The organism is Dyella acidiphila, from assembly GCF_014863405.1.
In the GTDB taxonomy this organism is placed as follows: Bacteria; Pseudomonadota; Gammaproteobacteria; order Xanthomonadales; family Rhodanobacteraceae; genus Dyella_B; species Dyella_B acidiphila.
Map to the genome: position 1 here is coordinate 80,091 of NZ_JACZZA010000001.1, position 23,225 is coordinate 103,315.

General features: G+C 64.2%; 20 protein-coding genes. 2 read left to right on the forward strand and 18 right to left on the reverse strand.

Annotated elements, in window-relative coordinates:
* The first annotated feature begins 210 nt into the window (after positions 1 to 210).
* Positions 211 to 540 carry an H-NS histone family protein gene (locus IGX34_RS00475; RefSeq protein WP_192553704.1) on the forward strand — a complete coding sequence of 110 codons (330 nt, stop codon included), beginning with the start codon at positions 211 to 213 and terminating at the stop codon, positions 538 to 540.
* A gap of 204 nt (positions 541 to 744) precedes the next feature.
* Entirely contained in the window at positions 745 to 1,497 is a 753-nt protein-coding gene (locus IGX34_RS00480) for a class I SAM-dependent methyltransferase (protein WP_192553705.1), read from the forward strand.
* 31 nt (positions 1,498 to 1,528) lie between these two features.
* Here the strand turns inward: IGX34_RS00480 and IGX34_RS00485 are convergent, their stop codons facing one another.
* From IGX34_RS00485 to IGX34_RS00570, 18 genes are all read right to left on the reverse strand, one after another.
* Positions 1,529 to 2,791 (reverse strand): threonine/serine exporter family protein, encoded by a 1,263-nt coding sequence (locus IGX34_RS00485; RefSeq protein WP_192553706.1) that lies wholly within the window; start codon positions 2,789 to 2,791, stop codon positions 1,529 to 1,531.
* Positions 2,792 to 2,899: 108 nt separating this feature from the next.
* Positions 2,900 to 3,349 carry an NfeD family protein gene (locus IGX34_RS00490; RefSeq protein ID WP_192553707.1) on the reverse strand — a complete coding sequence of 150 codons (450 nt, stop codon included), beginning with the start codon at positions 3,347 to 3,349 and terminating at the stop codon, positions 2,900 to 2,902.
* Between the two features lie 111 nt (positions 3,350 to 3,460).
* A complete protein-coding gene (locus IGX34_RS00495) occupies positions 3,461 to 4,414 on the reverse strand; it encodes an SPFH domain-containing protein (RefSeq protein WP_192553708.1) in 954 nt (317 codons plus the stop codon).
* Between the two features lie 68 nt (positions 4,415 to 4,482).
* Positions 4,483 to 5,856: a sensor histidine kinase gene (locus IGX34_RS00500; protein WP_192553709.1), complete on the reverse strand. Its 1,374-nt coding sequence runs from the start codon at positions 5,854 to 5,856 to the stop codon at positions 4,483 to 4,485.
* A 121-nt stretch (positions 5,857 to 5,977) separates the two neighbouring features.
* Entirely contained in the window at positions 5,978 to 7,324 is a 1,347-nt protein-coding gene (locus tag IGX34_RS00505; RefSeq protein WP_192553710.1) for a sigma-54-dependent transcriptional regulator, read from the reverse strand.
* 88 nt (positions 7,325 to 7,412) lie between these two features.
* Positions 7,413 to 8,627 (reverse strand): ABC transporter permease, encoded by a 1,215-nt coding sequence (locus IGX34_RS00510; protein ID WP_192553711.1) that lies wholly within the window; start codon positions 8,625 to 8,627, stop codon positions 7,413 to 7,415.
* An 8-nt stretch (positions 8,628 to 8,635) separates the two neighbouring features.
* Positions 8,636 to 9,937: an ABC transporter permease gene (locus IGX34_RS00515; RefSeq protein WP_192553712.1), complete on the reverse strand. Its 1,302-nt coding sequence runs from the start codon at positions 9,935 to 9,937 to the stop codon at positions 8,636 to 8,638.
* Between the two features lie 25 nt (positions 9,938 to 9,962).
* Positions 9,963 to 11,198 (reverse strand): ABC transporter permease, encoded by a 1,236-nt coding sequence (locus tag IGX34_RS00520; protein WP_192553713.1) that lies wholly within the window; start codon positions 11,196 to 11,198, stop codon positions 9,963 to 9,965.
* Positions 11,199 to 11,202: 4 nt separating this feature from the next.
* Positions 11,203 to 12,504, reverse strand: coding sequence for an ABC transporter permease (locus tag IGX34_RS00525; RefSeq protein WP_192553714.1), 1,302 nt, complete (start codon positions 12,502 to 12,504; stop codon positions 11,203 to 11,205).
* Positions 12,505 to 12,546: 42 nt separating this feature from the next.
* Positions 12,547 to 13,803, reverse strand: a complete 1,257-nt coding sequence (locus IGX34_RS00530; protein WP_192553715.1) for an ABC transporter permease — start codon at positions 13,801 to 13,803, stop codon at positions 12,547 to 12,549.
* 11 nt (positions 13,804 to 13,814) lie between these two features.
* Entirely contained in the window at positions 13,815 to 15,140 is a 1,326-nt protein-coding gene (locus IGX34_RS00535) for an ABC transporter permease (RefSeq protein WP_192553716.1), read from the reverse strand.
* A 48-nt stretch (positions 15,141 to 15,188) separates the two neighbouring features.
* Positions 15,189 to 16,415 carry an ABC transporter permease gene (locus tag IGX34_RS00540; protein WP_338015389.1) on the reverse strand — a complete coding sequence of 409 codons (1,227 nt, stop codon included), beginning with the start codon at positions 16,413 to 16,415 and terminating at the stop codon, positions 15,189 to 15,191.
* A 10-nt stretch (positions 16,416 to 16,425) separates the two neighbouring features.
* Positions 16,426 to 17,742 (reverse strand): ABC transporter permease, encoded by a 1,317-nt coding sequence (locus IGX34_RS00545; protein ID WP_192554471.1) that lies wholly within the window; start codon positions 17,740 to 17,742, stop codon positions 16,426 to 16,428.
* A gap of 55 nt (positions 17,743 to 17,797) precedes the next feature.
* Positions 17,798 to 19,030, reverse strand: a complete 1,233-nt coding sequence (locus tag IGX34_RS00550) for an ABC transporter permease (RefSeq protein WP_192553718.1) — start codon at positions 19,028 to 19,030, stop codon at positions 17,798 to 17,800.
* A 15-nt stretch (positions 19,031 to 19,045) separates the two neighbouring features.
* Entirely contained in the window at positions 19,046 to 20,356 is a 1,311-nt protein-coding gene (locus IGX34_RS00555; RefSeq protein WP_192553719.1) for an ABC transporter permease, read from the reverse strand.
* An 81-nt stretch (positions 20,357 to 20,437) separates the two neighbouring features.
* Positions 20,438 to 21,160 carry an ABC transporter ATP-binding protein gene (locus IGX34_RS00560; protein ID WP_192553720.1) on the reverse strand — a complete coding sequence of 241 codons (723 nt, stop codon included), beginning with the start codon at positions 21,158 to 21,160 and terminating at the stop codon, positions 20,438 to 20,440.
* Positions 21,161 to 21,186: 26 nt separating this feature from the next.
* A complete protein-coding gene (locus tag IGX34_RS00565) occupies positions 21,187 to 22,458 on the reverse strand; it encodes an efflux RND transporter periplasmic adaptor subunit (protein WP_192553721.1) in 1,272 nt (423 codons plus the stop codon).
* A 174-nt stretch (positions 22,459 to 22,632) separates the two neighbouring features.
* On the reverse strand, positions 22,633 to 23,202 hold the full coding sequence (locus IGX34_RS00570) for a hypothetical protein (RefSeq protein ID WP_192553722.1): 570 nt from the start codon (positions 23,200 to 23,202) through the stop codon (positions 22,633 to 22,635).
* Positions 23,203 to 23,225: the final 23 nt, after the last annotated feature.

The following is a 23,225-nucleotide window of genomic DNA, read 5'->3' on the forward strand; positions in this document are numbered from 1 at the left end:
ATCCGCAGCCACTGTTCCCATTAGCCGCCCGATTAACCCGTTTGCAATAAGTCTGCAGGGGTATTCCGAGACATAATCGATTATGTCGTGCATATCCGCTTTGCAATTCAGGGATATATGCGTAAAAATCGAAGATTCGTCCGGGCCCTTATTTCATAATCCAATAGCCCGGCATGTCCCTTCTCTTCTTTCATTTACCGGGAGCGCCAGATGGCCGTCGATCTCAAGAGTCTCAACCACAGTCAGCTCACTGACCTCATCAGCAAGGCCCAGGCTCGGCAGGACGAATTGCGCAAGGAAAAGGTCGGCAAGCTGCGCGAGAAAGTGCTGGCCATGATCAAGGCCGAAGGCTATGCCTTCGAAGACATCTTCGGTGGTGCGCGTCCCGTCGGCGCCAAGCGCCGCGGCACCGGCACCGTGGCGCCCAAGTACCGCAATCCGGCCGATGCGGAACAGACCTGGTCCGGCCGCGGCAAGCGCCCGCGCTGGTTCAGCGATGCGCTGAAGGCCGGCAAGAAAGAAAAAGATCTGGCGATCTGATCCGCCGCGCCGCTGCATCCCGAAAACGCCGGCCCCTGGCCGGCGTTTTCATGTCCGCCGCGCTTTCTTCGCTTGCGGCGACATTGCATTATCCATCGCATGGTTCTCCCACCCAGCGCCAGCGCAGCGGTTTGACGGCACCCAATGATCTTTCGTCGCGCCGCTGCACGCGATGAAAGGCTTACTCCACCGCACAGGTTCCGCATGACTTCCTCCGAGCATCAACACTGGGATCCCGGTCAATACCAGCAGCATGGCCGCTTCGTATCCGATCTTGGCGCACCCATTCTCCGGCAGCTCAATCCACAGCCGGGCGAGCGCATCCTCGATCTGGGCTGCGGCGATGGTGCGTTGACCTTGAAGCTGGTCCAGGCCGGCTGCGAAGTGCTCGGCGTGGACAGCAGCGCGCCGATGATCGACGCGGCACGCAAGCTCGGCGTGCCTGCTCGTGTGATGGATGGCGCATCGCTGGATTTCACGGCGGAATTCGATGCGGTGTTCAGCAATGCCGCTTTGCACTGGATGCCGCAGCCGGAGCAGGTCATCGCCGGCATTTGGCGCGCCCTGAAACCGGGCGGCCGCTTCGTCGCCGAATTCGGCGGTCACGGCAATGTCGCCAGCATCGTCAACGCCTTGCGCAGCGCCCTGGCGGCACGCCACATCGCTGCGCCCGAACCGTGGTTTTTCCCGACGCCGGAGCATTATCGCTCGCTGCTGCAGCAACAGGGATTCGACGTTCAATGGGTAGAACTGGTGCCGCGCCCGACCTTGCTGCCCGGCGATGTCGGCGCCTGGTTGAATACCTTTGCGCAACCGTTTATCGCTGCCATTCCCGCCGCCGAACGCGCTGACTTCCTAAGTTCGCTGGTGGAAGCGCTGCGCCCGTCCATGTGCGATGAAGACGGCAAGTGGTGGGCGGATTACGTGCGGATTCGTTGCCACGCCAGCAAGCCATGAGCCGACCAGCGGCGGAGCTGCGCATGTCCCGCTATAGCGACCGCCGCGGCGCAATCAGCAATTCGCCGAACATCAGGCCGGCCACCAGCGAGATCAGAATCGTCACCAGCAACAAGCCGGTATCGAAGCCCAGCGTCGCATTGCGTTCGAGCAGATAGGACACGCTGCGAAAGCCGACGCTGCCCGGTACCAGCAGCAGGATGCCCGGCTCGCGCACCACCGCGCCGGGGCGACCCCAATAGCGCGCATAGCCGTTGGCGATCGCGCTCAGCACAAAGCCGCCGAGGAAGACGCCGAACGGCGCGCCGGACAAATGCGGCGAAATCTCGCCGCCCAGGCGCGTGGCGAAGTAGCCGATGATCACTGCCACGATCACTACCGGCCAATCGCGCCAGGCCGCACGGAACAGCATGGCAAAGGCCACCGCCGCCACCAGCAAAGCCGGATAGTCGACCCATTGCGGCAACGCCGGCAGGGTGAAATCGCGCGCCTCGATATCGAACAGGGCGCAGATCTGGGTGGCCGCCACGGTGCCGAAGGTGAGCTTGAGCAAGGTGGACATCGCACCGCCCATGCGCGCCATGCCGGAGACCAGATGCTGGCTGGAGATCTCGCGCACGGCGGTGGTCAGCGACATGCCCGGCACCAGCACGATCAGCCCGGCCAGGATCACCGACTTGATCGCCAGCGGCACCACGAAGGCGCTGAACACGATCGCCACCGTGGTGGCCACCATCGCGCAGATCGCATCGCTGGCCACCGCCAGGCGCGGCCGGGTGCCGGCCAGGATGGTGATGCTGCCGATGATCACGCCGACCAGCGCGGCCACCAGCAAGTCGACCCAGGAGCTGTGCAGGAACAGCGCCGCAATGGCGCCTGCGGACAGACCATAGCTGGCGATCACTCCCGCCTGCTGCAGCCGCGTATCGGGCAGCTCCAGCGTGCGCAGCAGGCGAAAGCCTTCGCGCAGATCCAGCTCGCCGGCAATTACCCGGTCGGCAATCTCGTCGGCGCGGCACAGCTTGTCCAGGTTCACGTCGCCGGGCAGCAGGCGGATTACCTGCGTGACCTGCGCCAGGCGTCCCTCGTCGCCATGCGCGAGGTCGGCGAAGGAAATGATGATCGCGGTGGGGCTCGACCACACTTCGGCGCTCAGGCCGATGCGCTGCGCCGAGCCGGCAATCGCCATCTCCAGGCGCGGCGACGCGGCACCGTATTTGTGCAGGCGCGTGGCCAGTTCCACCAGGAAAGCAATGCGGGTATTGAGCGCGGTGGTGGCGAACTGGACGCTCATGCGTCCCGCCCGGCAATAATCAGATGAGCTGGCAAAGTCGACTCGGCGGCGAGGGCAACGATGCCGACATGGTTACACAGGATGTCGTCGCCGCCTTGTTCCATGCACTCAGGCCGCTCGCACCTTCAAAGTGGTGCCTTCCACCGCCACCACTTCCACGGTGGCGCCCAGCGGCAGATCCGGTCCGCTGACCAGCCATTGCCCATCGCCCACCCGCGCCTTGCCGCGGCCGTTGACGATGGCTTCGATCAGCACGTAGCGCTGGCCGATCAGTTGTTCGCCGCGGCGGTTGAGTGCTTCCCTGCCCGGCTCCTGTTCCAGTTGCAGCCGCGGGCGCAGCAGGTAGGCGTAGATCGCGCAGGACAGGAAGGCCAGCAGGGCGAACGCGATCGCCTGGGCCAGCAATCCCAGCCCCGGCAACAGCAGCACCAGCAGGCCGGTCACGGCGGCGCCGATGCCGATCCACAACATGAAATAGCCGGGCATGATCACCTCGATGGCGATCAGCACCAGCGCAACGATCCACCACAGGTAATGCGCGGCAAGACTGGCGAACATGGACAGCTCCAGGTGTGCACAAGCAACGGGGCTATACAGTACTTTCCCCGTCGCTCCGGCTTTCGCCGGAATGAGGGGATCGGCGCGACATCCAGCGCCGAAAAATCCGAATCAGCCGATCGAAGGCGGCGTACGCCGTGTACCCGACTTTTCCTGCTGCTGCGTCAGGGATTCCTTCGCCAGCTCCGTAATGCCGGCCAGCGAACCGAGAATGCCGGTGGCCTCGATCGGCAGCAGCAGCATTTTCTGGTTCGGCGAATTGGCCATTTCCTTCAGCGCTTCCACGTATTTGTTGGCGACGAAGTAATTGAGTGCATTGACGTCGCCGCTGGCGATCGCATCGGAGACCAGCTTGGTAGCCTGCGCTTCGGCCTCGGCCAGGCGGATGCGTGCTTCGGCTTCGCGGAACGCGGCTTCCTTCTTGCCGTCGGCGGCCAGGATCATCGACTGCTTCTCGCCATCGGCCCGCAGGATCGCGCTCTGGCGCAAACCTTCGGCCTCCAGGATCTGCGCGCGCTTCTCGCGCTCGGCCTTCATCTGGCGTGCCATCGAATCGACCAGGTCGCGCGGCGGTGCGATGTCCTTGATCTCGATGCGATTGACCTTCACGCCCCAGGGATGGGTGGCCTCGTCCACCACGGTAAGCAGCTTGGCATTGATCGCATCGCGCTGGCTCAGCGATTCGTCCAGGTCCATCGAGCCGAGCACGGTGCGGATATTGGTCATCACCAGCGCCAGCGCCGCCTGCTCCAGGTTGGCCACTTCATAGGCGGCCTTGGCCGCGTCCAGCACCTGGTAGAACACCACGCCGTCCACGCGCACCACCGCGTTGTCCTTGGTGATCACGTCCTGGCTGGGCACGTCCAGCACCTGCTCCATCATGTTCATCTTGCGGCCGATGCCGTAAACGACCGGCACCAGGAAATGCAGGCCGGGCGACAAGGTGTGGGTGTATTTGCCGAAGTGCTCGACCGTCCATTCGTAGCCCTGCGGCACGATCCGCACCAGCTTGGACACGACGATCACCACCAGCGCGATCAGGACCAGACCCAAGATCATTCCCATACCCATACCCCCGCCTCCGTTGGATCGGCCGAGTATAGGCTAGTCGTTTTACGAGGCCGGGGCGGCGATCAGCCCGGATTGGTCGGCTGTGGCAGCACCATGGTCACGCGCAGGCCGCCATCTTCACGGTTGGCCAGCGCGATGCGGCCGCCGTGCGCCTCGCTGATCTCGCGCGCCAGAGCCAGGCCCAGGCCGGTACCGGAACGCTTGGTGGAATAGAACGGCAGCAGCGCCTGCGCCAGCACGGCTTCGCTCATGCCGGGGCCGCGGTCGCCCACTTCGATGCGCAGCTCGTGGCCGACCTGGGTCAGCGCCAGGCTCACGCCTTCCGGCGCACTGCCCGATTCATGCGCGTTCTTTACCAGGTTGATCAACACCTGCTCGATCTGCGCCAGATCGAACCAGCCGGCCTGCGCCGGCATGGCGCCCACCAGCTGGAAACGGCAATGCAGGGCCAGGCCATCCAGGAACGGCCGCCACTCCACCACCGCATGGCGCGGTGCCGGCAGCTTGGCGAAGCGCGCATAACCGTCGATAAAACCGTGCAGATGCCTGGCGCGCTCGCCAATGGTGGCGAACACGCCGGGCAGGCGCTGGATATCGCCGCGGCGCGCCAGCTCCGCGCCCGAATGCGCCAGCGAGGAAATCGGCGCCAGCGAATTGTTCAATTCATGGCTCACCACGCGGATCACGCGCTTCCACGCCGCCACTTCCTGGCGCGACAACTCGCGCGTCATGCGCCGGTACAGTTGCAGGCGATGCGGTCGTCCCTGCAAACGGAACGCGCGCTGCGACAAATGGAAGGTCTCTTCGCTGCCGTCCATTTCAACGCTGAACAGCGCGTCTTCGCTGCCCTCGGTGGCCTTTTGCAAAGCCTCCGGCGCATCGGCGATCAGGGTGGCGAAGTGCAGGCCGTTGAGGCTGCGGCCTTCGTTGAACAAATGGCGCGCGGCAATATTGGCGTAGGCCACGCGCCCGTTGCCATCGGTCAATACCAGCGCCACCGGGGTGTTCTGCACCACCGTGTCGAGCAGCAGTTCGCGCTGCGCCAGATTCTGGCGCTGTTCGCGCAGGGTCTGGCCCAGTTCGTTGTGCACGCGGATCAGGTCGCCAAGTTCGTCGCGCCGATGCAAGGCAATGGAGATGCTGAAATCGCCGTCGCGATAACTCGCCACCGCGCCTTCCAGCGCACGCAGCAGGCGCTTCACCGGCTCCATCACGATATGCGCGAACCACCACGACAGCGGCACCAGGATCGCTGCGCAGATGATCACCGCATCGGAGCGGTTGGGAAACGCGATGCTGATGCCCAGGCTATCGTGCATCCAGCCCAGCAGCTGCGGCAGCGGATAGTGAGTGACGCCGACATAGACCAGCGCACCGCTGAGCGACGCGGCGGCGAGCAGTACGGTCAGGCGGCCTTCCAGCGATCTCAAACGCATGCAGCTGTTCCCTGATGGTGGGCGCTGTAGGTTGGGTTAGCGCAGCGTAACCCAACAATCCGGCTTCGTAGCGACATCGTTGGGTTACGCAGCGCTAACCCAACCCACTCCGGCCTACGGTCTACGCCTGGGCGATCAGGCCGTAGCGTTCCATGCGGCGGTACAGCGCCTGGCGCGACAGGCCCAGCGACTGCGCCGCGCGGCTTACCACGCCGTCGGCTTTGTGCAGCGCCGTCTCCACCACCTCGCGGCTGGGCTCATCCAGGTTGCGCACGCTGACCGCGGCGCCCGCGTGCTGCGGCAGGTTGAGCTGTTCGGGTGTGATCGGGCCGGAGCCGGCCAGCAGCGCCGCGCGTTCGATCGCATTCTTCAGCTCGCGCACGTTGCCCGGCCAGCTGTAAGTCAGCAGTGCATCGCGCGCGGCGTCGCTCAGCTCCGCGCGTCCGGCGAGGAAGAATTCGGCCAGCGGCAGGATGTCGTCGATACGCTCGGACAGCGGCGGCAGATTCACCTCGATCACATTGAGGCGGTAATACAGATCTTCGCGGAACGTGCCGGCACGGATCATCGCCTTCAGGTCGGCATTGGTCGCGCTGAGCACGCGCACTTTCACCTTGCGCGTGCGACCCGAACCCAAGCGCTCGAACTGCCCCGTTTCCAGCACGCGCAGCAGTTTCATCTGCCCAGGCAGCGGCAGGTTGCCGATTTCGTCCAGGAACAGCGTGCCGCCGTCGGCCAGCTCGAAGCGGCCTTCGCGCGCCTTGTTGGCGCCGGTGTAGGCGCCTGCCTCGGCACCGAACAGTTCGGCCTCGATCAATTCGCCCGGCAGCGCGCCGCAATTGACCGCCACGAACGCGCCGCTGCGCACTTCGGAGTTGGCGTGCACGATCGCGGCGATGCGCTCCTTGCCCGCGCCGTTGGGGCCAGTGATCAGCACCGGCACATCCGAACGCGCCACCTGGCAGGCCAGGTCCAGCGTGCGCGCCATCGCCTCGGAGGCGAATATCAGGCCGTCGAGGTTGTATTTGCGCTGCAGCGCGTCACGGCGCTTGCGGCGCTCCTGGCGCGTGCGGTTCACCTCGCGCGTGGTCTCGGACAGCTCCAGCAGGTTCTCCACCGTGGCCAGCAGCTTGGCATCGTCCCAGGGCTTGGCCAGGTAGTCGGCGGCACCGGCCTTGACCAGCTCCACCGCGGTCTCCAGGTGCGTCCAGGCGGTAAGCAGGATCACCGGCAGGTCGGCATGCCGCTCGCGGATGGCGCGGAACAGCTCCACACCCTCTTCGCCCGAGGTGGTGTCGGCGGTGAAGTTCATGTCCTGGATCACCACGTCCACCGGATCGCGGCCCAGCATTTCCAGGCCTTCCTCCGGTGTAAGCGCGACCAGCGGGCGAATGTCGTGCAGGGACAGCAGCAGCGACAGGGCTTCGCCCACGGACGGGTTGTCGTCGATGATCAGTACGGTACGCATTCGTTTTCTGCACATGTCGGCATGGATGCCGCTCCCGCCCAAAAGGTTGCCATGCCTAACGGCCTACGTATATGAAAAGTTGCCCGCGTCAGCCCGCGCGCGTGGCCACCACCGGCGGCACCGCCGCCGCGCGCAGCGCCGGCCACAGCACCGCCAGCTGGCCCAGCGCCCACAGCGACACCGCCCCGGCGCCCAGGTAGTACCAGGGCATGCGGCTCACTTCGTAGTTCTCCATCAGGTAGATATTGATGGCGAAGGCAAGCACCACGCCGAGCGCCACGCCAGCCGTGCTGAGCAGGAAATTCTCGGTCTGGAAGTAATGCAGGATATGCGTATAGGTCGCGCCCACCGCACGGCGGATGCCGATCTGGCTGCGCCGCTGGCCGACCCAGAAGCTGGTCAGCCCCACGATGCCCAGTGCCGTCACCGCCAGCATCACCACGCAGACCATCGCCAGCATCCAGGCCATATTGCGGCTGCCGGCGAAGTAATCGGCACGCATGTCGAGATAGGTTTTGGGCTCCAGCACCGCGCCCGGCTCCAGCTTGCCCAGCGCCTGCATGGCCTGCTGCAGCACCCGGTCGCGGTCCTGCGGTGCGCTGCGCAACAGATAGCGGTTCAAGTCGGCGCTGGCGTGCAGTGGAAAGAACAAACTCGAATAGCGCCCGGCCGGCCCGCTGAATTCCGGATCCTGCGCCAGCACGTCGGCCACTACGCCGATCACCGTCCAGGCGGTCTTGTCGCTGCTGCTGTAGAGCTGCTGGCCCAGCGGCGATTGTCCCGGCCACCAGCGCTGGGCGTCGGCCTGGTTGACGATCACCACGTGGCTGCTGGATTGATGGCTGGTGGTGAAGCCGCCCTGCGCATATTCCTCGGCATTGAAGAAACGGCCCTGCAGCAGTTGCAGGCCCAGTGCCTGCTCGCCGCCGCGACTGATGAAGTATTGCGAGCTGTTGATCTGGCTGTCCTGCTCCGGATTGGGCGTGAAGCCGTTGAGCATGGCATCGGTGCTGAGCGGCAAGGCGTTGATCGCTGCCACCGCCTGCACGCCAGGCACGCTGCGCAAGGCGGCCAGGTCGCGCGCGATGCTGTCGGCGGCGTGCTGGTCGTCCAGGCCGCCGACATGGATGATCGCGATGCCCGCTTCGTCGATCGCGTTTGCAGCATGTGTGCCGATCAGGCACTGCGCGATCATGAATACCGCGTTGCACAGCACTGCGCAGGCCAGCGCGATTTCCAGCACGATCAGCAACGCGGGAATGCGGTGTTTGCGCAGGCTGGCGAGGATGGGACGGATTTCCATGCGCAGCCTCAGGCGGACTTCAATTGCGGGGCGGGGGTAATGACGCAGGCGCGCCAGGCCGGCAGGATGCCGGCGATCAGGCTGGCGATCAGCGCCACCGCAAACGTACAGGCGAACATCGACAAGTTCAGATGCGCGAGACTGGCATATTCGGCCGGCTGGCGGCGGATGCACCACAAGCCGAACTCGGCGAACAGCAGCCCGAACGCACCGCCGGCAATGCCGATCAAGCCCGCCTCGACCATGAACTGCGCAAAGATCGCCGGCCGCGATGCGCCCAGCGCACGCCGCACGCCGATCTCCTTGGACCGGCGCAGGCATTTGGCCAGCAGCAGGCCGACCGTGTTGACGATGCAGATCAGCAGAAAGCTGAAAGCCAGTCCGGTCTGCATGCGCACGTTGTCCGGCACCACGTGCTGGCTGTCCAGCCAGTGCATCAGCGTCGACAAACTGGACCGCGGCCGCTGGAAGCGCCCCAGTTCCACCTGCTGCTGCGCGTAGGCGGTAAGGAATGAAGCATAGGCTGAGGCTGCGCTCTTATCCGGCAACTGCGCCCAGAAGCCCAGCCAGATCACCGGCGCGGTTTCCAGTACCTCGCGATTGCCGTCGCCATAGGAAAATTCGTTGATCGGATCCAGCGCTGCCGCGCGCGCCGAGGTCAGCGGCACAAACACCGCATCGCCATCGCCATAGTTACGGCCACCCAGATACAGCGAGTAAAAATGCGGCTGCGGGCTCCAATGCCTGAGCACGCCGATGATGCGGAAATCCTGGTCGTTGATGCGCAACATGCGTCCGACGCTGTTGGCACCGCCGAACAGCCGGTTGTTCAGTGCCTCGGCAATCACCACCACCTTCGCGCGCGTCTCGTCATCCGCCGCGCTCCAGCCACCGCCGTACTGGAACGGGGCTTCGAACATGCCGAAGAAATCCGCGGTGGTCATCACGCCATCGCTGAAGAACGGGCGCTTCTGGGTGGTGGTCGGGGTCAGCTTCATCCGGCTCATCGCCACGGCCGCCTGGCGCGGCGCGCGGTGCGCGTGCAGCAGGTTCATCGCGTCGACATAGGTCAGCAGCCAGGGCAGTTTGTCGCTGCGCGAGAATGGATGATCCTTGGGATACGGATCGAGCTGCACATAAAACAGCTGGCTGCTTTTTTCCGGCAGCGGATTGCCGGACAACAGCCGCAGCAGGGTCAGCGTGGTCATCGACGCACCGATGCCCAGCGCCAACGCCAGCACCATCAAGGCGGTAAGCACCTTGTTGCGTTTGAGGCTGCGCAGTGCCAGATCCAGATAGTAAGCAAACATAAAACGCCTTCTCATCGCCCCCGTGTCATACCGAACGTGTCGCAACCACCGGCGGCACCGCCGCCGCGCGCAATGCCGGGCCCAGCACCGCAACCTGCCCGATCGTCCACAGGATCAAGGCACCGACCGGAAAATACAGCGCCGGCATGCGCGGCAATTCGTAGTGCACGATCAGGAACAGATTGATGCCGTAGGCCAGCACCATGCCCAGTCCGATACCCATGCTGGTAAGCAGGAAATTTTCGGTCTGGAAGTAGCGCAGGATGTTGCCGCGCGTGGCGCCGAGCGCACGCCGCACGCCGATGCTGCGATTGCGCTGCGCCACCCAGAAACTGGCCAGGCCGACGATGCCCAGCGCGGTCACCACCAGCAAGGCGATGCATACGCCGACCAGGATGCCGGCCATGGCGCGATCGTTCTGGAAAAACTCGTGCCGGTGCTCCTCCATGGTGCCCTTGGCGGTAACGATGCGGTTGGGATCGTTCGCCCTCAGTTTCTCCAGCGCCGCCTTCAGCACGCGATCGCGATCCTCCGGCGCACAGCGCAGGATGTAGCCATCGCCTTGCTCCAGCGTCAGCCGCACCGGCCAGACCGAGCTGTAGCCGGCGCCGTTGCTCATGCGGTCACGCCCGGGACGGATCAGGTTGGCCATTACGCCCACCACGGTAAACGGCATGCCCGGACCGACATAGAACTGCTTACCCAGCGGATCCTGTCCCGGCCACAGCCGCTCGGCCATGTCGCGCGTAATCAGCGTCGAATGCGGCAGCTTGTCGTACTGCTTGTTGGCCAGCATGGTGAATACGTCGGTGAGATCGACGTATTCCTCGGGCAGCAGATCGCGACCTTCTACCAGCTGCACGCCGAAGGTTTTCACCAGGTTCTCGCCGAAGTACTGCGTCGCGTCGAGCGTGGCCACGCGCTGGTTGGGATCGGTGCGCACATCCATATTGTTCGAGCCGTTGTCGAATGGCATTTCGTTCGGCAGGGTCACCACGGTTACACCCGGGATCTGGCGCAATGCGGCCATGTCCTGGGCCGCGCGCGCCATGCCGTCCGTGCGGCCGCCGATATTGGACAGCTCCACATAGACCAGCTCGCGCTCGGCAATGCCGCTGGGAATATGGATGCGGTCCAGGCGCTGGCCGATCAGGAAGATGGTGTTGCAGACGATGGCGCAGGTGAATGCAATCTGCAGCACCAGCAGGCAGCAGGTCAGCTTGTGCTTGCGCAGAGTGAAGAGAATCGGCCGGATATCCATGCGATTACGCCTTCAGTTGCAGGGCGGGAGCGATGTGGCAGGCGCGCCATGCCGGCAGCAGACCTGCCAGCATGGTGGCCAGCACGGCGATGGCGAACGTGGTCAGCAGCATTGCCGAATCCATATGTGCAAGCTTGGCGTAGTCCGACGGTTGCTGGCGCACCAGCCACAGTCCAAGCAGTGCCAGCAGCAAGCCCAGCACGCCGCCGACGAAACCGACTACGCCCGATTCCAGCAGCAGCTGGCCGAACAGCGCGCGGCGCGAGGCACCCAGCGCACGGCGCACACCCAACTCGCCCGCACGGCGCATGAACTTGGCCAGCATCAGGCCAACCGTATTGATCAGACAGACCAGCAGGAAGCCCATCGCCAGCCACGCCTGCAGGCGCGTATCGCTGGGCACCACCTGCTTGTATTCCAGCCATTGCGGCACGTTGCGCAGGCGCATGGTCGGCGGCCGCGCGAAGCGGCCGCTGGCATGCTGGTCTTCGGCATAGTGCTGCAAAAAGCTGCGGTAGTCCGCCACGCTGGCCGGGGTATCCAGTTGCACCCAGAACTGCATCCAGGTGCAGGTGGATTGTTCCAGCTTGGCCTGCTCGCCACCGCCGTCACCCCAACAATCGACCGAGCCGTCGTGTTCCATATGCAGGTCGCGCGAGGTCGACAACGGCAGATAGACCTCCTCGTAGTCGGCATACGCACCCATGTTGAGATCGTAGAAGTGCGGATCGGGCCGCCAGTCGCCGAGCACGCCGATAACGCGGAAATCCGCCTCCTGCAGGCGCAGGGTCTTGCCCACGCTGTTCTGGCCGCCGAACAACTTGTCGTTGAGCGCGGTACTGATCACTACTACGCGCGCCTTGCTGTCGTCTTCGGCGCTGCTCCAGCCGCTGCCATAGTGGAACGGCACGCCGAACATCGGGAAGAAATCGGCGGTGGTGTAGCGCCCGTTGGCGTGGAACGGATCAAGGTTGGTCTGCGCCGGCTGCAGCGGCACCATGCCGCCGGTCATCAAGGCCTGGTGGGTGGCGCGCTTGGCGCGCAGCAGATTCATGCCGTCGATCCAGGTGAGCTGTTCCGGCGGCTCGATACCGGGCACATAGCCGACCGTGTCGCGCGGATCGAGCTGCGGGAAATACAGCGATCCGCTGCGCCCGGGCAGCGGATCGCCGGACAGCACATGCAGTACGGTCAGCGTGGTCATGCAGGCACCGATGCCCAGCGCCACCGCCAGCACCATCAGCGCGGTGAGCACCTTGCTGCGCCGCAGACTGCGCACCGCCAGATCGAGGTAGTAACCGAACATGTGCTTGTCCCCAAAGGTTATCGGGCCGCGGAATCCATCGCCTCAGGCCGAACGGGTGGCCACTACCGGCGGTACGTTGGAGGCACGCCGCGCCGGCACGAATACCGCCGCCTGCCCCAGCACCATCACCACCACCAGTCCGCTCAGCACGTACACCACCGGCATGCGGTCCATCTCGAAATTCTGGATCAGCAGCAGGTTCAGGCCGATCGCCAGCCCGATGCCGATCACCGCACCCACCCCGGCAATCAGCAGGTTCTCCAGCTGAAAGTAGTGCAGGATGTCGATCTTGCGTGCGCCCAGCGCGCGGCGCACGCCGATCTGGCGATGACGTTGGCCGACCCAGAAGCTGGTCAGGCCGACGATACCGGCCGCGGTTACCGCCAGCAGGATCAGGCATACCACGCCCATCAGCACCGCCATGCCGACGTCGGCGCGATACGCTTCGGCGCGGATGTCGGCGAACGAACGCACGCCATCCTCATCGTCGATCACGCGCATCGGGTTGACCCGGTAGAGCAAATTCGACACCCCGCGCCGCACCGTATCCAGTTGCCCGGGCTTGGTGCGAATGGCATAGCGCGCAAAATTGGAATTCAGGCGTACCGGGCCGATGGTCGAGTTCCAGGTGAAAGCGCTGACCCAGCTGCTGTTACTCGACACCTGCAAGCGCTCCACCTCGCCGATGATGGTGCTCGGCTTGGTGTCGCCATTGAGATAGATGCCCTTGCCGAGCGCATCGCCTTTCGGGAACAGCTTGTCCGCCAGCGCCTTGGTGATGATGACCACGTCAGGTTCGGAGTTGTCGCGGAAGGCTTTGTTGGTGACATCGCCGGCGTTGAAATTGCGCCCGGCGACCAGGTGCACGCCCAGCGTGGCCAGCACTTGGTCGTCGCCGTAGTAAAACACCGTGCGCGCATCGCCGCCGCGCAGATCGGTGCCCGGCTTGAGCGCTACCGCGCCGCCCCAGGTCGAATTGAGCAGCGGAATCGTATTGATCGGCGTTACCGAAGACACGCCCGGCATGGCGCGCAGTGCGGCCAGGTCCTCGCGCAGCATCGAATCCTGCTTCTGGATGCTGGCGGCATCATCGCCGCTGGGCGCGCCGACCCACTGCTGCTCGACCAGCAGCAGGTTGCTTTCATCCATGCCGGTGGGCCGCTGCACGTTTTCCACGCGGCTGTAGATGATGAAGATGGCGTTGCACACGATCGCCAGGGTCAAGGCGATCTGCAAGGCGATCAGCACGACGCCGGCCTTGTGCTTGCGCAATGCGGCAATGATGGGGGGCAAGTTCATGACGTCGCTCCTCAGTTCGATTTCAGTTGCAGCGCAGGTTGCACGCGCGACGCACGGAAGGTGGGATACAGGCCGGCCAGCATGGTCGCAACCACCGCCACCAGCAGGGTCAGCAGCAGCAGGCCGATGTCCAGCCGGGCCAGCGAGGCAATTTCCTTGGGCAGCACCCAGCTCACGCTATGGATGCCGATCCAGGTAAGCAGCAATCCCAACACGCCGCCGGTCAATCCAACGATGGCCGCTTCGATCAGGAATTGCGTGTAGATCGCCATGCGCGGCGCGCCGAGCGCACGGCGCACGCCGATCTCCGAGCTGCGGCGCAGGAACTTGGCGAGCAGCAGGCCGGCGGTGTTGACCAGGCACACCACCAGCAGGCCCAGGGCCACCACCAGCGAGATCTGGGTATCGCTGGGCACTACATGTTCGCTGTCCAGCCATTCATGCAGATCGCGCAGGCGATTGTTCGGTGCCCAGCTGAAACGGCCCGCTTGTTTCTGGTCGCGTGCATAGCCGTCCAGATACTCGCGGTAGGCAGCAGCCGCCGCCTTGTCGTCCAGCTCGACCATGAAGGAGATCCACACGCAGGTGGACTGCTGCAGGCCGACGAAACCGGAGCTCTTGGGAATTTCCGAGCAGTTGGTATTGCCGTTGTTGGGCATGCCGATATCGATGGCACGCAGGAACGGGATGAACACGTCTTCGTGACCGGTGGTAAAGCCGCCGGTATTGACCACGTCGAAGAACACCGGCTTGGGACTCCAGTTGTCCAGCACGCCGACCACGCGGTAGTCCTTGCCGTCGATATTGACCGTCTTGCCTACGCTGTTGCCGCCGCCGAACAGCTTCTGGTTGATCTCGCCATTGAGCACTACCACTGCGGCACGCTGCGTATCCTCGGCGCTGCTCCAACCGCTGCCGTATTTGAACGGCGCGTCGGTCATCGGGAAGAACTCGCTGTAGACCGCATGGCCGCCGACATTGATCGGATGCTTGCTGGCGTCGGGCGGCACGATCGACGGCGATATCGCATACATCGCCGATTGATACTTGGCGCGGTGATCGCGCATCAGGGCGATCGCGTCCAGATAGTCCATCGCATCCGGCGGATCGTTATTGCTGCTGCCGTCACGGTGACCCTTCTGTCCCCACATATCGATCTGCGGCACATACAGGTGAGCCGACTTCCACGGAATCGGATCGCCCGAGACGGCGCGGAACACCGAATAGCTGGTCATCGACGCGGCCACGCCAAAGGCGATCGCCAGAATCATCAGCGCGGTCAAACCGGGGCTTCTTTTTAGACTGCGTACTGCCAGATCAACGTAATAGCCCAGCATGGGGCACCTCCACCTGTTATTGACCATCCCCGCGAGGGGATCCCTCCGTCATATCGATCGCGTCGCTTCCACCGGCGGCACGCGCGAGGCGCGCAACGCCGGCGCCAGCACGGCGCCCTGCCCCAGCAACAACAGCGTCACCACGCCGGCCAGCAGATATCCCGGCGCCAGCCGGTCCAGCTCGAATTGCTTCATCAGCCACAGATTCAGCCCGATCGCGAGCACCCCGCCCAGCACTACGCCGCCTACTGCAATCAGCAGGTTCTCGGTCAGGAAGTAGCTGAGAATGTCGTGCCGGGTGGCGCCCAGCGCGCGGCGCACGCCGATCTGCTTGCGCCGCTGGCCGACCCAGAAACTGGTCAGGCCGACGATGCCGGCACCGGTGATCAGCAGCAGGATCACGCTGATGCCGCTCATCAGGATCGCCATGCCGCGGTCGTCGCGATAAGCCTGTTCGCGGACCTGTGCGAAGCTGCGCACACCATCCTTGGGACTGATCACGCGCAGCCGATTGGCCGCATACAAAGCAGCGCGAACGCGATGCATGACCTCATCCAGCTGACCGGGCTGCACACGCACGATGTACTGCACGATCGGGGTCAGCTCGCGATACGGGATCAAGGTGGAGTAATCGGCCCACTTGGCGAAACTGGTATCCACCCACGGCGTGCGCAGCTCATCCACGATGCCGATCACGATGCTCGGCTTGGCGCTGATGTAGATCGGCTGGCCGATCGCCGACCGCTGCGGAAACATGAGCGCCGCCAGTGCGCGCGTAATGATCACCACGTCCGGCTTCACATAGCCCTGCCGGTCGAGCTGGCCGATTTCGTCCGGCCGGAAATTGCGCCCTTCCACCAGTTTCAGGCCCAGCGTGGCCAAGGCATTTTCGTCGGCAAAATAGATGCCCGAAGTGGTCACCGACTTGAGCTTGTCCGGCGAGTGACTGACGCCCAGGGCCATGCCGCCGTTGCCCAGCGGAAAGGTGTTGGTGGCATAGACATTCGCCACGCCCGGCACCTTGCGCAAGGTATCCAGGTCGGCTGCCATCAGCGAGGCCATCTGGTCGGAGCCCGGCTTGCCGGCCCATTGATTGCCGATTACCAGCAGGCTGGCTTCGTCGATGCCGCTGGGCTGGTGCAGGCGCACCAGTCGGGCGTGAATGATGAACAGCGCATTGCAGACGATCGCCAGCGTCAGGGCGATCTGCGCGGCGATCAGCAAGGTGCCGGCCTTGTGGTGGCGAAGTGCGGCGAGGATCGGTTTGATCTGCATCGTCATCGCCTCATTGAGACTTCAGCTGCCACGCCGGCTGCACGTGGGCCGCGCGCCAGGTGGGATAGAACGCGGCAACCACCGTCGCGACCAGCGCGCACAACAAGGTCAGGCCGATCAGGCCCACGCTCATATGCGTCATGCGCGCAATCTCCGGATCGAACACCAGCCCGATGCTGAGCATGCCGACGCCGGTCAGCAGCAAGCCCACAACGCCGCCGGCCACGCCGACCATCGCCGCCTCGGCCAGATACTGCGTCCAGATTTCCCGCCGCGAGGCGCCGAGCGCGCGGCGCACACCGATTTCCCCGGCGCGGCGCATGAACTTCGCCAACAGCAGGCCCACCGTGTTCACCAGGCAGACCAGCAGAAAGCCGAGCGAGAGCAGCAGCGACATACGCGTTTCCGGCGGCACCACTTTTTCGTGCTGCAGCCATTGGGTCAGGTCGAACAGTTGCGCATTGGGTGGCCAATGGAAGCGGCCGGCGCGGTTCTGTTCGGCGCCATAGCCTTGCAGGTAATCCCGATAAGCCTGCACCGCCGCACTGTCCGGCAGTTCGACCCAGAGCGAGACCCATACGCAATTGGAACGCAGCCAGCCGTCCCAGCCCGGATCGCGGCCGGCACTGCCGTAGCAATTGTTGTTGCCGGCGGTGTCGGTATGCGTATCTACCGCCTGCGTAAACGGCAGGATGAAATCCGGCGGATCGTTGAAGCCGCCGGAGTTATTCACGTCGTAGAAGCGCGGACGCGGATTCCAGTCGGCCATCACGCCCACGATGCGGTAGTCATGATCGTCCAGCCGCACGCTGCGGCCCACGCTGTTGGCGCCGCCGAACAACTGCTGGTTGAGTTGGCTGCTGATCACCACGACTGCTGCGCGCGCATCGTCCTGCTCGCGGTTCCAGCCACCGCCGTAGACGAACGGCGTCTCGAACATGGGAAAGAAGTCGGCGTAGGCGGCGTACCCGGTAACGTAGAACGGTTCGCGTGAGACGTCGGCCGGGATCAGCGTGTGGTTCAACGGGTAGATCGCCGTCTGCCGAGCCGCCTTGCGGTCGCGCATCAGCGCCATCGCATCGGTATAGGTGAACGCATCGGGGATGTCGTCGCCATTGCCCCGCTCCTGCGGACCCCACACATCGATCAGCGGCGCAAACAGCTGTGCGGATTTATCCGGCAGCGGATTGGCCGATACCGCGCGGAATACCGCATAGGTGGTCATCGACGCAGCCACGCCCACGCCGATGGCCAGCACCATCAGCACGGTCAACACCGGGTTGCGCCGCAAGCTGCGCACACCCAGGCGTAGGTAATAGGCAAGCATCGACTCCATCTATGTCCTCTCCCTTAGTGGAACAATTTGTAGTGCAGCGGCCTGCTCATGCCGGCCGCGTCGCTTCGATCGGCGGCACGCGCGACGCACGCAAGGCCGGCGCCAGGACCGCGCCCTGGCCAAGCAGCAGCAGAATCACGATGCCAGCCAGCACGTAGGTCACCGGCAGCAAGTTCAGCGTGAAGCGAGTGACCAGCCAGAGATTGAGGCCGAAGGTCAGCAGCACGCCGATGGCCACGCCACCCAGGCTGATCAGCAGGTTTTCGGTCATGAAGTAGTGCAGGATGTCGCGATGCGTCGCACCCAATGCGCGGCGCACGCCGATCTGCCTGCGCCGCTGGCCGACCCAGAAGCTGGTCAGGCCGACGATGCCCGCGCCGGTGATAGCCAGCAGCACCACGCAGATGATGCCCATCAGGATCGCCATGCCGCGGTCCTTCTCGAAGGCGCGATGGCGCACTTCGGCAAAGCTCAGCAAGCCGTCCTTGGGATCGATCATGCGCATGCGGTTTTCCGCGAACAGCGCCTTGGGCGCGGCGTGCATGGCCTCCTCCAGCTGACCCGGCTTGGCGCGCACCACATAGGTAAGCCCCCAGGGCATGGCGATACGGATCGGCGTGATCATCGATTCGCCCAGATACGAGGCACTCCAGCTCGATACATCCTGCCGATGCAGCACGTCCACGATGCCCACGATAGTGATCGGGCTGCTGGTCATGGCGTAAAAGGTCTTGCCCAGCGCGTCGCCGTTCGGATACAGCTTGTCGGCCATCGCCTTGCTGATGATGGCGACCGCGGGAACGATGCTGTCGCGCAGGCCCTTGTCCTGAATTTCGTCGGCACGGAAATCGCGTCCGGCGATCAGCTTCAAGCCGAGCGTGCGCACGAAGTTTTCGTCGCCCGTATAGAACGATGCGTCCGTGGTGGGAGAAAGCTGGTCCGGCTTCATCGTGATGAAGTTGTCCCAGGTGCTGGGACCGAACGGATAGTTGTTGACGGCCGAAACGTCCTGCACGCCCGGCACCTGGCGCAGCGCGGCAACATCTTCTTCGATGTGCTGCACCGCCTGCTGGGTGGAATATTGTTCGCCCCACATATTTCGGATCACGAACAGGTTCGGCTCATCGACGCCGCTCTGCTCAGACAGATGCGACAGGCGCTGATTGATGATGAACAGCGCATTGCAGACGATGGCCAAGGTCAGGGCAATCTGCAGGGCGATCAGAATGGTGCCGGCTTTATGGCGGCGCAGGGCGGCGAGAATCGGCTGGATTTGCATGATCGTTGGCTCGCCTCAGTTCGACTTCAATTGCCAGGCCGGCTGTACTTGCGCGGCACGCCAGGCGGGATAGAAAGCAGCTGCCACGGTGGCAAAAATCGCCGCCATCAGGGTCATGCCGATCAGCGACAGATCCAGATGCGCCAGGCGCGCTACCTCCGGTTCGAACAACAGGCCCACGCCGGACATGCCCGCCGTGGTGAGCAGCAGACCCAGTACGCCGCCGGCCAGCCCGACCGCCGCGGCCTCCACCAGGTACTGCGCGTAGATCTCGTGCCTGGTCGCACCCAACGCGCGGCGCACGCCGATCTCGCCGGCGCGGCGCATGAACTTGGCCAGCAGCAGCCCGATCGTGTTGACCAGGCAGATCACGAAGAAGCTCAGCGCCACCACCAGCGAGATACGGCTTTCCGGCGGCACCACTTCCCTCACATCGAGCCACTTCATCACGTCGGGCAAACGCACATTCGGCGCCCAGGCAAAGCGACCGGCGCGCTGCTGGTCGGCCGAATAAGCTTCCAGGAATTGGTGATAGCGGGTGACCTCGGCGGCCGTATCCAGCTCGACCCAGGGCATCAGCCAGACGCAGTTGCTTTGCAGATACTGGTCCCAGCCGTTGTAGGTGATCCGGCCGCGGCAGCTGTTGCGGCCGGCGTTGTCGGTATGCAGGTCCAGCGCGCGATTGAGCAGAAAGTAGAAATCCGGCGGGTTGTCAAAGCCGGCCTCGCTCCATACGTCGTAAAAGCGCGGCGAAGGATCCCAGTGCCGGGTCACGCCGACGATGCGGTAGTCGTGCCCGGAAAGGGTGATCTTCTGGCCGACGCTGTTCGCGCCGCCGAACATGCGCTGGTTGAAGGCGTCGGTAATGACCACATCGGCGGCGCGCGCATCGTCGTCGGCCGTGCTCCAGCCGCTACCGTACTGGAACGTCACATTGAACATGGTGAAAAAGTCGGCTGTTACCGCGTAGCCGGTGCTGGCCGAGGGCACCGCATTGGCTTCATGCGGCAGCACCGTCTGCATCACCTGGTAAATCAGCGTCATGCGCGAAGCCTGGTGTGCGCGCAGCAAAGCCATGGCATCGACATAGTTGAGCGCACCCGGCGGCTCGCCATGCTCGTTTTGCTGCGGGCCCCAGCTGTCGATTTCCGGCATGAACAGCTGCGCGGATTTTTCCGGAATGGGATCGCCGGATACCGCGCGGAACACCGAGTAGGTGATCATCGAGGCGGCCACGCCAAAGCCGATGGCCATCACCATCAACGCGGTAAGCATGGGATTGCGCCTGAGGCTGCGCAGACCGAGTTGTGAGTAATAGGCGAACATGCTGGTTCCCGTTGAAGCCCTTGTTCCCTCGCCGCCATTCCCGCTTGTGCGCGAATGGCGGCGTCCGCAGCGATGCCGCTATCAGCCGCGCACTTGGCCGGCGGCAGCGGTATACGCCGTGTGGAAGCGCGGATCCTCCGCCAGATCCACCACCTGGCCATCGATGATGTGCACGTTGCGCTGCGCACGCGCGGCCAGTTCCGGATCGTGCGTCACCATCACGATGGTGGCGCCCTCGCGATGGATCTCTTCGAGCAGTTCCAGCACGCCGCGGGCCATCTGCGTATCCAGGTTGCCGGTCGGTTCGTCGGCGAGCAGCAGGCGCGGGCTGCCGGCGAGTGCGCGGGCGATCGCCACGCGCTGTTGCTGGCCGCCGGAGAGTTCGGCCGGATAATGCTTGGCGCGCGAGGCCAGGCCGACGCGCTCCAGCGCGCCCATGATGCGTTCCTTGCGCTCCGGCGCCTTCATGCCGCGATAGCGCAGCGGCACTTCGACGTTGTCGAACACGTTCAGATCGGGAATCAGGTTGAAGGCCTGGAAAATGAAGCCGATCTTTTCGTTGCGGATCTTCGAACGCGCGTTGTCGTCGAGGTTGCTCACTTCGATATTGTCGAGGTGGTATTCGCCGCCGGTGAAGGTTTCCAGCAGGCCGGCGATGGTGAGGAAGGTGGTCTTGCCCGAACCGGACGGGCCGGTCACGGCGACGAACTCGCCTTCCTTCACATCGATGTTGAAATCGCGAAGCGCGTAGGTTTCCACCACTTCGGTGCGATAGACCTTGGACAGATGCGTCATCTTCAGCATGGGTTTCATCCTTTGGTTGGTAGCCGTCAGCGGCTGATTACGACGCGCTGTGCGCCTTTGAAATTGTCGGTGCCGGAGATCACGATGTTGTCGCCTTCCTTCAGGCCATCGAGAATCTCCACTTTGTCGATGCTGCTTTCGCCCACGCGGATCGGCGTCTTGGTGGCGATGCCGTCGCGCACGATGTAGGCATAGCTGCCGCCGGATTCATCCACGAACGAGCCACGCTGCACGGTCAGCACATTGTTGCGATGGTCGAGCAGGATGCGCACCGACAGGCGCTGGTTCTGGCGCAGCTGCTTGGGCGTTTCGCCGTCGAAGCGCACGCGCGCCGCCACTTCGCCATTGACCACTTCGGGCGAGATCGCACTGACGATGCCCTTCCAGGTGTTGTCGTTGCCGCTGATTTCACCGTTCATGCCGATGGCGAGGTCGCGCGCAAAGCTTTCCGGCACCTTCACTTCCACTTCCAGCGCGGACAGGTCGATCACGCTGAGCAGCTGTGCGTCCTTGGCCACGGTGGCGCGTTCGGCGATAAACAGCTGGCCGACCTGGCCATCCACCGGCGAGCGCACATTGAGGTTGTCGACCTGGCGCTGCAGATCCTGCACCACATATACCTGGCGATCGTGCGCGAGCTTCTTCGCCTTGACGTCGAAGTTCTCGCTGTCGTTGTTCAGGCCCAGATCGTTCTTGGCGTGAGCCAGCGTGATGTTGGCCTTGTCCAGGGTGTCCTGCGCGCGATCCACTTCCATCTTCGGCACGCCGCCACCCTTGTAGGCGGTTTCGTAGCGATCCAGGTCGCGCTTGGCGGTTTCCACGTCGATCTTGGCGTTGTCGTAGGACTTCTGCATTTCCGAGCTTTTCTTGCGCGCATCGACCTGCGCCTGCAGATAGGCCACTTCCATGCCGTCGGCGTTGGATTGCTCCTGCGCCAGCTTGTTGCGCAGCTCGGGACTGTCGATCACCGCCAGAACCTGTCCTTTCTTCACGGTGTCGCCGGCGTGCACCTGCAAGACCACGGCGCCGCCATAGGTGGCGTATAGCGTGGGACTGACCGCGGCCACCACCTGGCCTTCGGCAGCGATGTCGCGGATAAACGGCCCGCGCTGCACGGTGGCGAAAGCCAGCCGCGACGCACTCACCGATGCATCGGCCGAAAACAGGCGCATGATGCCGGGCATCACCAGCGCCAGCACGACGACGGCCGCCACGGCGGCACCGATCCACAGAAGTTTTTTCTTCGGGCTCGGCTTGACCTGAACGAGTCGGTCCTGAGCTGAAGTGTCACGAATCATGGTGTGTTCCCTGACCGCGGACAGTGCGGCCCCACACCTGACGCAGCAATCCGCGTGCCAGCCGGCGGATGCTGAAAAATAAGCGCTTATTCAATCGCTTACAGGCACTCATCGGGAGAGTGCCGCTGTCCGCGGACAGTGCGGCGGACAGATGGACAAGTGTCCGGACAGACCCTAGCGGGAGAGCAGCGCGGACTCGGCCTGGGCGATGCGCGCGGCAACCCGATCGCCCAGCGGCGACAGCGGCGCCGGACGCCCGCGTTCGAGCAACTGCAGGCCGCCCAGTTCGCGCAGCGTGAAATTGAGCACGGCCGCACTGTCGGGCCGCAGCGGTGGCGCGTTGGAGCGCACCGACAATTCGTCATCCACCGCGCATGCGTTGATCAGGCCATCCCAGGCCAGATAGTCGGTGTCGGGCAGCAGATGCAGCCGCGCACGGATCCAGCCCGAGCGGTCCACGCATTCGAGCCATTCGCGTGGGCCGTCGTCGGTGACGACACTGGTGGCGATCAGCCCATATGTATCGAGCAGCGGCGACAGACTGCGCTCGGCCACCAGCAGGCCCGGCAGCGAGGTGTCGCGAACCAGCGCGGTCGAAGCGTTATGCAGATAGAGCACGCTGCCGAGACTGGGCAGCTTGCCGATCAGATGCTGCGCGCTGACGCGCAGGCTGCGTCGCGCGACCAGCGGGCGCGGCGCGTGGCAGCAAAGCGGGGAGGAACGGTTGGCCAGCCAGCCAAACATGGCGATCTCCTGGATCGGCTCCG

Excerpts from the sequence above, each read along its gene's own strand:
- IGX34_RS00475 (WP_192553704.1), top strand. The coding sequence starts at position 211 with ATGGCCGTCGATCTCAAGAGTCTCAACCACAGTCAGCTCACTGACCTC.
- IGX34_RS00480 (WP_192553705.1), top strand. The coding sequence starts at position 745 with ATGACTTCCTCCGAGCATCAACACTGGGATCCCGGTCAATACCAGCAG.
- IGX34_RS00485 (WP_192553706.1), bottom strand. The coding sequence starts at position 2,791 with ATGAGCGTCCAGTTCGCCACCACCGCGCTCAATACCCGCATTGCTTTC.
- IGX34_RS00490 (WP_192553707.1), bottom strand. The coding sequence starts at position 3,349 with ATGTTCGCCAGTCTTGCCGCGCATTACCTGTGGTGGATCGTTGCGCTG.
- IGX34_RS00495 (WP_192553708.1), bottom strand. The coding sequence starts at position 4,414 with ATGGGAATGATCTTGGGTCTGGTCCTGATCGCGCTGGTGGTGATCGTC.
- IGX34_RS00500 (WP_192553709.1), bottom strand. The coding sequence starts at position 5,856 with ATGCGTTTGAGATCGCTGGAAGGCCGCCTGACCGTACTGCTCGCCGCC.
- IGX34_RS00505 (WP_192553710.1), bottom strand. The coding sequence starts at position 7,324 with ATGCGTACCGTACTGATCATCGACGACAACCCGTCCGTGGGCGAAGCC.
- IGX34_RS00510 (WP_192553711.1), bottom strand. The coding sequence starts at position 8,627 with ATGGAAATCCGTCCCATCCTCGCCAGCCTGCGCAAACACCGCATTCCC.
- IGX34_RS00515 (WP_192553712.1), bottom strand. The coding sequence starts at position 9,937 with ATGTTTGCTTACTATCTGGATCTGGCACTGCGCAGCCTCAAACGCAAC.
- IGX34_RS00520 (WP_192553713.1), bottom strand. The coding sequence starts at position 11,198 with ATGGATATCCGGCCGATTCTCTTCACTCTGCGCAAGCACAAGCTGACC.
- IGX34_RS00525 (WP_192553714.1), bottom strand. The coding sequence starts at position 12,504 with ATGTTCGGTTACTACCTCGATCTGGCGGTGCGCAGTCTGCGGCGCAGC.
- IGX34_RS00530 (WP_192553715.1), bottom strand. The coding sequence starts at position 13,803 with ATGAACTTGCCCCCCATCATTGCCGCATTGCGCAAGCACAAGGCCGGC.
- IGX34_RS00535 (WP_192553716.1), bottom strand. The coding sequence starts at position 15,140 with ATGCTGGGCTATTACGTTGATCTGGCAGTACGCAGTCTAAAAAGAAGC.
- IGX34_RS00540 (WP_338015389.1), bottom strand. The coding sequence starts at position 16,415 with ATGCAGATCAAACCGATCCTCGCCGCACTTCGCCACCACAAGGCCGGC.
- IGX34_RS00545 (WP_192554471.1), bottom strand. The coding sequence starts at position 17,742 with ATGCTTGCCTATTACCTACGCCTGGGTGTGCGCAGCTTGCGGCGCAAC.
- IGX34_RS00550 (WP_192553718.1), bottom strand. The coding sequence starts at position 19,030 with ATGCAAATCCAGCCGATTCTCGCCGCCCTGCGCCGCCATAAAGCCGGC.
- IGX34_RS00555 (WP_192553719.1), bottom strand. The coding sequence starts at position 20,356 with ATGTTCGCCTATTACTCACAACTCGGTCTGCGCAGCCTCAGGCGCAAT.
- IGX34_RS00560 (WP_192553720.1), bottom strand. The coding sequence starts at position 21,160 with ATGCTGAAGATGACGCATCTGTCCAAGGTCTATCGCACCGAAGTGGTG.
- IGX34_RS00565 (WP_192553721.1), bottom strand. The coding sequence starts at position 22,458 with ATGATTCGTGACACTTCAGCTCAGGACCGACTCGTTCAGGTCAAGCCG.
- IGX34_RS00570 (WP_192553722.1), bottom strand. The coding sequence starts at position 23,202 with ATGTTTGGCTGGCTGGCCAACCGTTCCTCCCCGCTTTGCTGCCACGCG.